A 12987-nucleotide genomic window follows, 5' to 3' on the forward strand; every position below is an offset into this window, starting at 1 on the left:
GAGGTGGCTCGCCCAAAGGGCGAGACGGAGAGGGGACCTTCACAAAGACTGCGCTCACCTCAGTCCGGCGAACGTCAAGCCAAGTTCTCAGAACATCGTGTTCTGGTTCGCCGCTTTTTCCGGAACGGGCTGGATGACATCCCAGTGCTCGACGATCTTGCTGTCCTTGACGCGGAAGATGTCGACGACCGCCACGCCGCGATCTTTGGCCCCTTCGGTCGAATGGACGTGCAGGTAGACGAGGTCGCCATCGGTGGCGCTGCGCACGATCTTTGCCCGCGATTCCGGGTTGGTCTTGAAGTAGCCGGTGAAGAAGGAAACGAACGGCGCCTTGCCGTCCGGCACCTGCGGGTTGTGCTGGATGTAGGAATCCGCCACCACTTCCGCTGCCTCGGCCGTCTCATGCTTGTTGAAGAAACGATCGTAGAACTCGACCACCAGCTTGCGGTTGGCCTCCTCGGTGGCAAGGTCGCGCGTCTGCGCGAACGCCGGCGACAAGGCCGTGCCGATGAACAGAGCAACTGCTACGATTTTGGGAAATGCCGGCATATCAACTCCTGCTAAAGATTGGTCTATCTTGTAGACCATTGGAGCGCTACAGGAGCTGTACGGACCTCGCAAGAAGTCAGTTTCAAGCGAACAGGTCACTGCGCGGTGACCTAGAATCCAGGAAATCACGGCGATGAACCAACAAAAGACCGAAGACGTTGAATTCGACCAGCCTTGCCCGATCCGCGATGTGCTCGACCGCATCGGCGATCAGTGGAGCCTGCTGGTGCTGGAAGCGCTCGGCCGCAAGACCATGCGTTTCAACGAACTCGGCCGCGAGATCGACGATATCTCGCGCCAGATGCTGGCGCGCACGCTGCGGCGCCTGGAGGAGGACGGCTACATCAGCCGGACCATCTTCGCCGAAGTGCCGCCGCGTGTCGAATATGCGCTGACGACACTGGGCCGGTCTTTCCTCGGTCCATTGCATATCCTGACCCAATGGGCGGATGAAAATCACGGCGCGATCTGCAAGTCGCGCAGGCTTGTCCGATCGGCTCAGGGATAAGAGTTCGACGGTGGCGCGCAAATCACGCCGCCGTCAGAAACGTGTCGAAAAACGCGCCTTGAACGCATTCTCCATGCCGCCCGAGCCGAACTGGCCATCATAGCCGAAATCCAGCTGGCTCGTCGCGCCGAGCTTGACGCCGAAGCCTGCCTGCAGCGCCAGCGCATCGCGCATGACCGGCACGCCGTAGACGGTGAAGGCACTGCCGCCGCTGAAGGAGAGCCGGGCCGCCGGCGCGTCGGCGAAGGCATGACGCCAGGCGAGCGAAGCGCTGAGGTCGAACACCGTGCTGTCTGTCGTGAACTGCTTCGACAGGCGTGCGCCCAGCGTGGTGAAGCTGGCGTCATTGGCATCGCCGCTGGAGCCGAGTGCTGCTGCGCCGCCGCTCTCGCTGAAATCGTCGGTCGAGAGCCGCACATAGGCAAGGCCGGCAAACGGCTCGATCTTGAGCGCGCCGGCATCGAAGGACCGTGACACTTCGCCGAAAACCTGCAGCGAGCTTGCGTCGTAGCCGGATTTGAGCTGATCGCTGAAACCGGCGAACCGTGGTGAGCGTGATGTGTCGATGTCGTGATGGCTGTAGCCCGCGCCGACCTTCAACTTGACGGCGCCGATCACGCCGCCGGCATAGGCGCCGACATGCACGCTGGTGACGTCGGCGGAGGCGTTGCGATCGGGCGTATCGAGCGAGGAGACGCTGATGCCGCCGAGAAAGCCCAGTGTCCAGTCACCCGCGCCGGTGTCGACGCCCGAGAACATGGCGCCGGCCTTGGCGCTGGCGTTGGCAGCATTGCCGTCGCTGTCGAGCGAACGGGCGAGGCCGCCGCCCTGTATCCAGAAGCCGCGTCCCGCTGCTTCGCCCAATGTGGCGCCAGCGCGGTCCAGCGCTGCCTGGCGCAGCAACTGGCTCTCGTCGAGCAGCATGCCGGCCACTGCGGCGTGCACCTCGCCCGAAAGCTGGTCGAAGCCATTGCGGGCTTCGTCCTCGGTCAGCGGTGCGATGGCGTTGTAGACGGTGTTGCCCGCTCCCAGCGATTCGATGCCACCCGCCGCGGCCTTCTGGTTGGGGGTGCGCGCCACGGAGGCGAAGTCGACCTGGTTGCGGTCGAGCGTCAGCACCACATTGTTGCCGTCACCACCCGTGTAGCTCACGGCCGGTGTCAGGAAAGCATAGAGATGGGCGATCGAGGCGAACTGGCCGGTGACGGCGTTGACGCCCTGATTGTCGATGATCGTATAGGTCTGGCTCGGCTGCCAGCCGGTGCCTGACAATTCGTGCAGCGCGAGGGTGCCGCCACTGAGGTTGACATTGCCTGTCACCACTACCTTGTCGGCGCGTCCTGGCTCGATCTCGATGTCGAGCGTGCCGGCAAGCCTGTAGTCGCCATTGATGGTCTGCGTCCCGATCGAGGCACCGGGCGCGTGGTGGCCGCCGCTCCGGATCGTCACCGTGCCGCCCGCTTGCGTGCCGATCATGCCGATGCCGCCGAGCGTTGCACCGCTCGTCACCACCACGTCGGCCGAGGCCAGCGAGCCGTCGATCCTCAGCCGGCCGCCCTTGATGGTGGTGGTACCGAGATAGCTGTTGGCGCCCGACAGCACCAGCGTGCCCGTGCCCGTCTTGGCAAAGCTGCCTTTGGCGGAAGCACCGCCGTCGGAGATGACGCCGGAGATCGTCTCGTCGAGGTTGAGCGCGCCGGTCGAGAGCGTATGCGCGCCAAGCGATATGTCGCCGGCACCGGAAAGGGAACCGAGCGAGACGCAGTTGCACAGGCCGGTCGCATCGAAGGTCGAAAGGTCGACCTTGCCGCCGCCCTGGTTGATGATACTCGCGCCGGTCGAGGCGAGGTCGCCACGGAAGGCAGTGGTGCCGCCGCTCTGGTTGGTGATGGTCGCCGTACCTGCGTCGGAACCCGCCAGGAACACGGTTCTGCCATCGCCCTGGTTGGTGATGGCAGCAGAGCCGGCGCCTGACTTGTCGTCGAACACCACCGAGCCGTTCTGTGTCGATATCGTCAGGCCGTTGGCATCGACCGGACCGGCGAAACGCAGGCTTGGTTTCTGCGTGGCAGCCGGCGCGCCCGAGACCGAAACCGCACCGCTGCCCAGGGCTCCGGTGGCTGCCGCCACCAGTTCGCCTTCCCTGACCAGGGTGCCGGCCTGATAGCTGTTGGGAGCGCCGAGCGTCAGCGTGCCCTGGCCGAGCTTGACGATGCTGCCGGTTCCGGAGATGCTGACATTGAGCACCGCATTGTTGACGGCAACGCCCGGATCCGCCGCGACGATGATTTCCGTGCCGGCCGAGTTGGTCACCAGGCCGCCGCCCGCGCCGGCGGCAAGCGTGTAGGTCCAGTCGCTCGGATGCGAGACGAAGCGCAGCCCGGTGAAGGTGTGCGATCCGACGATGCTCACGGTGCCCGGCGCACCGGCGAAGACCGCCTTCTGGCCGGCCGAGGCCGCGTTGATGGTGGCGGCGCTGTTCGTCCAGTTGGTCGAGGCGGCATCCCAGGTGCCGTTGCCGCCACGGCCGTCGGTGACGCCGCCCGGAGCCATGTTGGTGCCGTCCCAGTATTGCTCGCCTGCGCCCGTCGCCACAAGCAGGTCGACGACGCCACTTCCGGCCAGGATCGACCAGTCGCCGGGATTGAAGCCGGCTGGAACGGTGCCGATCACCAGTCCGTTGTTGATCAACGTGCCGCCATAATTGGCGATCCGGTAGGTGCCGTTGCCGAAGCCGCCGGCGTCGCTGACCGTCAGCCTGCCGTCCAGTGTCAGGTTGCCGCCGACGTCGAACAACGGCATGGTGTTGGCTGCTCCCAGCGCCGCATTGATGTTGGACCCGTCGTTGAGTGTCAGCGAGGCAAGCGTCAGCGACTGTCCCGCTCGGCCGGCCAAAGTGCCGCCAGCGTCGATGGTGGTGGCGCCGACCGAGCCGCTGCCCGTCAGGGTGCCGCCGGAGCCTACCTGGAAACTGCTCGACGCCATCGCACCATCGACCTTCAGCGTGCCGGCATTGGCTTTGGTCACGCCGTTGAAGGTGGTTGGAAAGAAGGCGCTGAGCGCCAGTGTCAGCGTGCCGGATCCTTCCTTGGTCAAACTGCCGCTGCCGGTGATGACGCCGTTGAAGCTGGTGTCGGCCGACCCGCCGGCGGTCAGGCCGCCGGTCCCGATGACAAGCCGGCCGTAGCCGGAAAGGTCGCCCACGGTCTGGCTATAGCCATTGAGATCGAAAGTGCCGCCGTTGAGGGTGAGGGCGCCCGTTGGCGCCAGCCGGTTGGCCCCGCCGAGGAAAAGCGTGCCGAACGTGATCTTCGTGCCGCCCGTATACGTCTGGTTGCCGTTCAGCGTCAGCGAACCATTGCCCGTTTTCTCGAAACTGCCCACGCCGGAGATAACGCCGGAATAGCTGTGCGCGCCGTTGAAGTAGACGGAGAGCCTGGAATGGTTGGCGTAGTTGCCGGTAAGGGCGCCGTCGCCGGCGAGCCCGTCGCCGATGCGCAGTTCACCGGCGTTGATGGTGGTGCCGCCGCTGTAGCTGTTGACGCCGACGAGCGTGACCAGGCCGGTGCCGTTCTTGATGAGCGAGCCCGCACCGGAGATGACGCCGGTATAGCGCGGAACGATGTCGGCCGAACGGTCGATGATCAGCGTGCCGTCATTGTTGACGACGCCGGCGCGGATGCTGCCGGTGGTGCCGCCATTGCCGAGCTGCAGGACGGCACCGGGGCTGATGTTGGTGATGGCCGAATAGGCGTTCTCGCTGGTGAAGATGGTGGTGCCGGCCAGGATGTTCACCGCGGCGGGACCGGCGAGCGCGCCGAATCCGCCGATATTGGGCGCAAAGACGTAGGTGCCGGAGGTGTGGTTGAAGTTGATCGCCTGCGGCCCGGTGGCGGTGCTGGAGAAAAGTATCTGGTTGGCCTCCAGCGTGCCCGGTGCCGCGGCAGGAGAGCCAGCCGCCGCGCCAATGTTGAGCGTGCCGGCCGAACCGGTGACGCCACCGAGACCGACGCCGCCGCTGCCGCCGATGACCTGGACCCTGCCGCCGTTGGCGATGGTCAGCGCACCAATGCCGTTGCCGCCGATGGTCAGGCCCTGCAGGTCAGTCGGACCCGAACCCAGCGTGTTGCTGATCGCCCAGAGCGAGTTGGCGCCGGTCACGGTCACGCTGTCTGTCGTGGCAAGAGTGGCGTCGCTGGCGCTGGCGATGTTGGCGTAGCCGGTGTTGAGCCTGCCGCCGCCGGAGACGATGATGGCCGCGGTCGAATTGCTGCCGTTGCCGCTGTAGAGCCGATAGGGCGTGGTGAAGCTGGAGCCGGGGCCGTCGATGGTGATGGTCGCCTTCTGACCGGTGCCGTCTGCCAGCCGCAGGTCGGCCGCGAGGAAGTTCGGCGCGTTGGCATCGATCAGCACCGTGCCGCCGTTCAGGATGTCGAGGCTCGCCGTCTGGGTGGTCGAACCGATCCCCAGCGGCAGGTAGTTGCTGCCGTCGATCTTCCACTGTGAACCGGTACCTGTGACCGTCGCCTTGCCATTGGTGATACGGGCCGTGCTGCCGGTGCCGACGGTGGTGACCTTGCCGCCGCCGGAGACGGTCAGCTCGCCCTGGCCCTGCGGCCCTATGGTGAACGGGCCCGTCGTCCAGGATGCGCCGCCCGAGACGGTTGCGGTACCCAGACTGCCGACAACGCCGCCGAGATAGGTGTATCGGGTGGACGCGGTGGCGTTGTCCAGCAGCTGGAAATCGCCTTTTCCGTTCGCGCCGACCCTGAACTGGACCACGCCGGCATTGCTCATGGTGAAATCCGAGCCTGCCCCGGTAACCAGCAACTGCCCGTCGGCATTGGCGTGGCTTTGGGCGAGCATCACATTGCCGGTCGACAGGAACTTGCCGCCGGCCTCAACACGAAAACGGCCGATCGCGCCATTGTCGGCGGAGATCGACAGGAAGCTGTTGGTCCATTGCGAGCCGGCACCCGTAATGGTGACCTGGCCGCTGGAGAACGGATTGTCGGCGATCGCACCACTGCCGGTGACCTTGCCGCCGCCGGAAATCGTCAGCGTGCCGCTACCGTAGTCGCCGACCTTGAGATAGTTCGAACCCACCGCCAGGGTGCCGGCGCCGTTGACCACAAGCGCGCCGCTCGATCCGGCGAGGCTGCCGATCGTGATCGTGCTTGCCGCCGCACCGGCCGAACTCACCGTCGCCGTGCTGGGACCGGCGTTGTTGATGACCAGGATATCACCGGCAGCGGGTATCGCCGCAGGGGTCCAGTTGCCTGCGACGAACCAGTTGGCCGATGTCGAGCCGTTCCAGGTCAGCGAAGCGCCGAGCGCAAGCGATGAGCTCGACAGAAGAAACACCGCCAGCCCCATGCTCCGCAACCCCGAGCCGACCCGGGCAGCCTGGCCTGCTACCCGCAATGCACGCATTTCCAACACCATTCGATGGTCCGCCCCACAAATCCGCGTCGCCCCCCGCCCGTCCGGGCGTGGTGGTCCCATGTGCTGATGATCCGTCACGAACAGGCGTCCCGGCCGCGAGGCGCGGCCTGGATTGCCCCCTCATGTCCCCTTCGATTCAATGGGAGGAAGATCGCCGATCTGCCGCACTGCACAACTCTCGAAAGTCATAGGTTTTGCGCTTTTCCGGCGTGAAAACCGCGGCATTCGTTGAAAACGTGCGGTGGCCATGCCAACAATGATCGGGGGATGGACACGACATCGGGGCGCGACGGCAATGCTCGGGCAGATCATGACGCTCGCCGAAGGCGCACTGACCGCGCCCTCGGCCGAAGAAGCCAGTGTCCGGTTTTTCACGGCGGCTTCGACCCTCGGCGCGACCTATCTCCAGACCCGGCTCTACCGGCGGCCGGTGGAGCGGTTGACTTCGCAGGCCCATTGGTCGGCCGGCGGCTTCATCAAGCGCATTTCGCCACAGGGCTGGCCCGGCAGCGCCGCTTTCAACTACGTCTGTTTCGATTGCAATCCCTTGCTGGCGGCGATCCGCGAAAGCCGGACGCGCTATCGCTTCTCCGATTTCGCGAGCCATGGTGACCTGCGTTACCGTGCTTACTGGGACGCGCTGGGCGAAGCCGGGATCGCCGAAGCGCTATGCACGACATCCTACGGCACCAGGGGAGTCATCGCCTCGCTGCATCTGGGGATCGGCGAGCGCGAGCCGAACAGCGATGCCGCGAGAACGATGCAATTCGCGGGCCTGCTGTTGACCGAGCGGCTGATGGATTTCGCCAGCGGCGTGCCGGATGACCTGCCGGAATTGACGCCGCGTGAACGCGACTGCCTCGCCTATATGGCGGATGGCCACAAGGACCGGGAAATCGCCGACATGACCGGCGTCACGGAAGCGACGGTGCGTTTCCACATCGACAATGCGCGCAGGAAGCTGGGCGCGGTCAACCGGGCCCAGGCGGTGGCGCGGGCAGCCAACCGGCGCATGCTCTGAATGGGCGGATGAAAATCACGGCGCGATCTGCAGGTCGCGCAGGCTGGCGAAGCCGGCGGAGCGGTAACGTTCGATTTCGCAACTGCTAGAACATTTCTGGCGAAAACAGGATCGCCATAAATGCTCTATCTTCTTGTTTTGACGCAATTCCGGACGCAAAACCGCTGCGCACTTTTGCTGGAATTGCTCTAGCGAATGATCTCACCGCCTTCGGCGACCACCTTGGGGTACGCCCCGGTGGTAAGCGTGTAGCTGAAGCGGGCCGCGCCCCGGGCCTGCTTGTTGCGCACGACATTGCGGACGATCCAGTCGTAGGTTCCCGACACCATGCAGCGTTCATTGGCGCAGGTGACCATGATGCTGTCATCCCGTATCCGATAGCCACGCTCGGGCCATCTCTGGAAGTACTTTCGCTTGTCGGCTGCGATCTCATTGAGATCCTTCAGTTTGCCGTAGTAGTCCACCCTAGCTGCGTATGTGGCGACAACCTGGCTGATCGCCAGGTTCTCATTGCCATCCTGCTGTTCGATCAGCTCTCTCACCACCGCGAGCGCGGCGTTTTCCGGCTCCGTGGCCTGCGGTTCACCAGCGGTCTGCGTGGCGCTCGCTTGAGCCGGAGCGGCCCGGGTGGCGTGTATCACTTGCGCGATATCCGCATTCGTCACGCGCATTTGCGTCATCTCGCTGGAAGACAGGTAGCGCATGTCCGATCTGTCGTAGCTCAACGCCACGGCGAGCAATTTGGGATCGACGCCCATCTCGGTCAGATAGGCAATGATATAAGCGGTGAGCGCCTGGACACCAGCGACGGCATCGTCGGTCGATACCGTGGCATCGCTCGAAAAGGACGAGCGATGCACCCCGATCGAACCCGGATCGGCCATGCGCTCGACGCCGCCCAGGAAGGCGAGCGAACAGGCTGACGCACATTCCGTCACGCGCAGCTGAAACGTGTTCAGCCCTGCGGCTCGTATCATCTGCCCAAGCTGCATGGCGGTTCCAACAGCTCCGCCCGGAGAATCGAATGTGACGTACTTCGCCCCGCTCTGGACGATGGTATTCGTGAACCCGGCCAGGGATTCGTCCGCCTCGAACCTGCCGGACACCATCCCATATGTCAGTGCGCCGGCTGTCTCCAATTTGAACTCCAGCCCCCAGGCGCCCGGAGTCATCGCGCCAGAAACCGCCGCAGCCAACGCCATTCTGTTCAGGAAACGCATATCCCGCACGCTCCGCAAGCCCAGCCTAAATAAGCGCCAGCTTGAAGATTATTTCAAGTGTTGAGCAGGGATATGGTTATGAAGAGGGCGCAACGTTGCTTGAAGGTACTTGCCGGTTCGAGCTTTGTGGCCGGAATTCCTTTGAGGTGGCAACAACCCGCTCCGGCAGACAGGAGCGAGCCAAGAGGTCCCGGTTTGCTGCGGGCGTTCGCGCTTGTGCCACGGAACCATACCGAAGGCGTCTTCGCCGGCACGGTTCGCCTGACTATTCGACGGTAAACGAATAGGTCGCGCCGACGCCGAAGGTGAACTGGTTGCGCGAGCCGAGATCCTTGACGATCGGGCTGTTGGCGGCGTCGCCGACCATGTAGTCGAAGCGCTGGTAGAGGGTGGTCGTCCACTCCTTCGACCAGACATAGTTCTGCGCCGCCGACACGCCAACGCTGACGATGCCGCCCCTGGGGTCGAACGCGGCCAGGCTGCCGTTGCGCAGCGCTGCCTCCGGTGAAATCCCGTATTTGAGGTTCATGACGTTGTCGTCGGCAAGCACCAGGCGAGGGCCGCCCGACAGCGTCAGCTGGCCGTAGTTCTGCACATAGTCCGCCCCGATGTCGGCGCTGAAGCCGTCATTGGACCGCAGCCCGTGGCGCAGCTCGCCGCGCAGCCGCAACTGGTCCTCGATCGGCCAGAATTCGGCGAAGACACCTGCCTCGACCGCCCAGGGGTAGGTGTCGAGACCCTCCAGCCGCCCGCCTTCGCTGGAGCGGCCGGGTCGCAGGCTGGCGACGGGGCCGATGGCGAAACGTTTGCCTGTGAAGAAGGTGATGTCGAAATTGTCGTCGGGCGCCGAGAAAGTCTCCGGCTCGGAAGCGCGGCGGAAAGAGATCGAAGGCATGCCGCCGAGGCCGTAGCGCGAGGAGCCGTCCCATTTCGGGCTCACCGTCATCATGCCGCCGACACTGATGATCCAGGGATCATTCGATGCGACCGGCTTTTCGGTGAGGCTGTCGGCGGCCTGTACGGACTGCGATGCGACCAGTGCGGTCAGGCTGACGGTGGCCGCCAGCAACGCCTCGCGGCCGGAATGGAAAACGCAACGCAAAACGAACCTCACTTCGCTGTCTTGGCGATCTTGATACCAAGTTTTTTGATCCGATGCCAAAGGCTTCGTTCCGCTATGCCCAGGCGTTCGGCCGCCTTGACCTGGACGCCGTCGCTTTCCTGCAGGGCGGCGAGGATGAAATCGCGTTCGATGCGCTCCATTTCACCATCGAGGTCGGACGGCACTGCAGGGGTCGCCGCGGCCTGTCGCCGGGCGCGGGTGACGTAACCCGGCAGGTCCTGCGGCGTGATCACATTATGGGAAGCGACGATGGTTGCCCGCTCGATGGCATTCTGCAATTCGCGGATGTTGCCGGGCCACTGATAGGCTGAAAGCGCCGCCTCGGCTTCCGGCGCAAAGCCGGAGATCTTCTTGGTCATCTCGGCGGCGAAATGGCTGAGGAAATGGCTGGCGATCGGCAGCACGTCGCCGGCGCGTTCACGCAGCGCCGGCACGCGCATCGGATAGACCGCGAGGCGGTAATAGAGATCCTCGCGGAAATCGCCTTCGTCCATCGCCGCTTCGAGGTCGCGATGGGTGGCGGCGATGATGCGCACGTCGACCTTGACGCTGCGGTCCGAGCCGACCGGTTCGAAACTCTGCTCCTGCAGGGCGCGCAGGAGTTTGGGCTGTAGCGACGCCGGCAGGTCGCCGATCTCGTCGAGGAACAGCGTGCCGCCATTGGCGGTGACGAAGCGACCCTCGCGCGCCGCGATCGCACCGGTGAAGGCACCCTTGGCGTGGCCGAACAGCTCGCTTTCCAGAAGGTTTTCCGGGATCGCCGAACAGTTGACCGCGATGAAGGGATTGTCGCGCCGCGGACTGTTGAAATGGATGGCGCGGGCGACCAGCTCTTTGCCGGTGCCGCTTTCGCCCTGGATCAGCACGGTGGCGCGGCTTTCGCAGACCTCGGCGATCTGCCGCAGCACCTCGCCGAAGGCCGGGCTGGAACCGATCAAATTGCCGAAGCTGTATCTGTCTTCGAGCTCGGCGCGCAGCCGGCGGTTCTCGTTGACGACCTGCGTCAGCCGCAGGGCGCGGCGTGCGGTGGCGATGACGTCGTCGATCTCGAACGGTTTCGAGATGTAGTCGAAGGCGCCTTCCTTCACCAGCGCGACCGCGTCGCGCAGCGATGCATAGGCCGTCATGACCACCACCGGCAGTTCGGGGCGCTTGCTGCGCAGCTCGTGCAGCAGTTCGCGACCGTTGCGGCCCGGCATCCTGAGATCGGTGATGACCAGACCGAACTCACCATTTTCGATGCGCTCCAGCGCGCTCTCGGCGCTGGTCACGAAATCGCTGGTCAGGCCGCCGCCTTCGAGCGCCAGCGCCAGCGTTTCCGCCAGGCGGGCCTCGTCGTCAACGACCAGTATCGAGCTCGCCATTTGGACCTTTCTTCTGGTTCAACGGCAAACGTATAACGATGCTGGTGCCGCTCTCCAAGGCGCTGGTGCAGGTGATGGCGCCACCGTGATGTTCGACCACCGAGAGCACCTTGGCGAGCCCAAGGCCGGTGCCCTTGGTCTTGGTGGTGAAGAACGGGTCGAACATGCGGTGCACCACGTCCGGCTCCATGCCGGTGCCGCAGTCGGCTATGGTCAGCACTGCTTCTCTTGCCTCTTCATCCGCTTCCGCCTTAACCGTCAGCTTTCCGCCCTCGGCCATCGCCTCCATGGCATTGAGCACCAGGTTGATGATGACCTGGTGGATCTGGTCGGCGTCGGCTTCCACCATCAGGCCTTCCGTCACGGCGACGTCGCGGGCAATGCCGCGCTTGTCGAGTTCGGGCGCCATGAAGTCGATCGCCTTGCTGACGATCTCGTCCAGGGCAACCACGCGCATGGTCGGCCGGTTTGGCCGCACATAGTCGAGCACCTCGGTGACCAGCCGGTCGATGCGGTTGACCTCGTCGAGCACGAAACCTAGCAACCTTTCGTCAGGCTGGGCGAGGTAGCTGCGCTGCGCCACCAACTGGCTCGATGTCTTGATGATGCCGAGCGGGTTGCGGATTTCATGCGCGATGACCGCCGCTGCCTCGCCGAGTGCTGCCAGCTGTTCGCGCCGCCGCATCTCGCCTTCCATCTGGCGCAACCTTTCGAGTTGGCGCGTCATGATGTTGAAGCCGCTTGCCACTTCGGCGATTTCGGGGCCGCCGCGCTCGGCCAGCTGCAGGCGGTAATTGCCGGAAGCAACCTCGCGCAGGCCGCGTTTCAGGCTTTGCAAGGGTCCGGTCAGCCGGCTGGCCAGCACGATACCGACGGTGATGGACAGGCTGGAGGCGATCAGCGCCAGGATGGTGAACAGCCGCCAGTCGATCAACTGCTCGAACACCGGCCGCCTTGCGGCAAGGCCGAAAGTGACGATGCCGACCAGTCGGCCGGAATCGTCGCGGATGGCGCCGTAGCCGGTGGCCAGTCCGCCGCTGCCCTTGTCCGGCACGACGGTGTAGCTGTCGCCGCGGTTCAGCACGGCAAGCACGTCATCGGAGATGGTCAGTGGCTCGCCACGTCCTTCGCGCACCAGCGGGATCATGGTGTTGCCCTGCAGCCTGTAGGCATGGATGATGATCGCCGTCTTGGCGCGCGGCGCGGCGAAGAAGGAATCGTCGATCTGGTTGGCGACCAGGACGTGCAGCACCTGGCCGTCACGCTCGAACAGGCGCGCCGCGCCGACGACGAGGCCCGGCCGGTCCTCCTTGGTCACGGTGAACACCGATCGCGTCGAGCTGCGCGGCAGCGGCATGTCCAGCGTGGCGTTGCCGAACCGGTAGAGCGTGTTGCCCTTGTCGTCATAGATCAGCACGAGATCGTAGCCGACGGTGGACAACAGGTCGGAATAGACGCGCAGCGACGTCGAATTCTCGTTGACCTCACCGGTCAGCGCGCCGCCATGCGTCGGCAGCGAAGCGCCGAGGATGGAAGCGGCGCGGTCGGCTTCGTCCTCGCTGCTCATCGTTTCGCTGACCAGGAAGTCGGCGGCGCGGCCCAGCCAGCGTTCAACATTGTGCTTGAAGCTGGACGAGATCAGCACGGCCGCGACATAGGACGCGATCAGCACCGGCGGCACCGAAACCGCCAGGAAAGCGAGCACCAGCCGCCAGCGCAGGGTCAGCCCGTTGAGCACGACGCCTCCTGTCGCGGTT

8 protein-coding genes are annotated in these 12987 nt (G+C 64.7%); 2 read left to right on the plus strand and 6 right to left on the minus strand.

Annotated features, from left to right (window positions below; translation table 11 throughout):
- Positions 1 to 87: 87 nt before the first annotated feature.
- Positions 88 to 549, minus strand: a complete 462-nt coding sequence (locus tag AC3WTO_RS25510; protein ID WP_492463741.1) for a nuclear transport factor 2 family protein — start codon at positions 547 to 549, stop codon at positions 88 to 90.
- A gap of 133 nt (positions 550 to 682) precedes the next feature.
- On the opposite strand from AC3WTO_RS25510, the gene AC3WTO_RS25515 reads away from it, so the two are divergent.
- Positions 683 to 1057, plus strand: coding sequence for a winged helix-turn-helix transcriptional regulator (locus AC3WTO_RS25515; protein ID WP_492463742.1), 375 nt, complete (start codon positions 683 to 685; stop codon positions 1055 to 1057).
- A gap of 33 nt (positions 1058 to 1090) precedes the next feature.
- Here the strand turns inward: AC3WTO_RS25515 and AC3WTO_RS25520 are convergent, their stop codons facing one another.
- Positions 1091 to 6502 (minus strand): autotransporter domain-containing protein, encoded by a 5412-nt coding sequence (locus tag AC3WTO_RS25520; RefSeq protein ID WP_492463743.1) that lies wholly within the window; start codon positions 6500 to 6502, stop codon positions 1091 to 1093.
- 295 nt (positions 6503 to 6797) lie between these two features.
- Here AC3WTO_RS25520 and AC3WTO_RS25525 point away from each other — a divergent pair, with 295 nt between their 5' ends.
- Positions 6798 to 7523 (plus strand): helix-turn-helix transcriptional regulator, encoded by a 726-nt coding sequence (locus AC3WTO_RS25525; RefSeq protein ID WP_492463744.1) that lies wholly within the window; start codon positions 6798 to 6800, stop codon positions 7521 to 7523.
- A 188-nt stretch (positions 7524 to 7711) separates the two neighbouring features.
- Here the strand turns inward: AC3WTO_RS25525 and AC3WTO_RS25530 are convergent, their stop codons facing one another.
- The 4 genes from AC3WTO_RS25530 to AC3WTO_RS25545 all read right to left on the minus strand — a co-directional run bounded on the left by AC3WTO_RS25530 (position 7712) and on the right by AC3WTO_RS25545 (position 12968).
- A complete protein-coding gene (locus AC3WTO_RS25530) occupies positions 7712 to 8743 on the minus strand; it encodes a COG3904 family protein (protein ID WP_492463745.1) in 1032 nt (343 codons plus the stop codon).
- A gap of 265 nt (positions 8744 to 9008) precedes the next feature.
- Positions 9009 to 9857, minus strand: a complete 849-nt coding sequence (locus AC3WTO_RS25535) for a MipA/OmpV family protein (protein ID WP_492463746.1) — start codon at positions 9855 to 9857, stop codon at positions 9009 to 9011.
- Positions 9854 to 11230 carry a sigma-54-dependent transcriptional regulator gene (locus AC3WTO_RS25540; protein ID WP_492463747.1) on the minus strand — a complete coding sequence of 459 codons (1377 nt, stop codon included), beginning with the start codon at positions 11228 to 11230 and terminating at the stop codon, positions 9854 to 9856. Before AC3WTO_RS25540 ends, AC3WTO_RS25535 begins: the two co-directional genes overlap by 4 nt.
- Positions 11205 to 12968: a sensor histidine kinase gene (locus AC3WTO_RS25545; RefSeq protein WP_492463748.1), complete on the minus strand. Its 1764-nt coding sequence runs from the start codon at positions 12966 to 12968 to the stop codon at positions 11205 to 11207. The genes AC3WTO_RS25540 and AC3WTO_RS25545 overlap by 26 nt, the downstream gene beginning before the upstream one ends.
- Between the last annotated feature and the right edge of the window lie 19 nt (positions 12969 to 12987).

Source organism: Mesorhizobium sp. EU05-FHT14A09 (assembly GCF_058790995.1).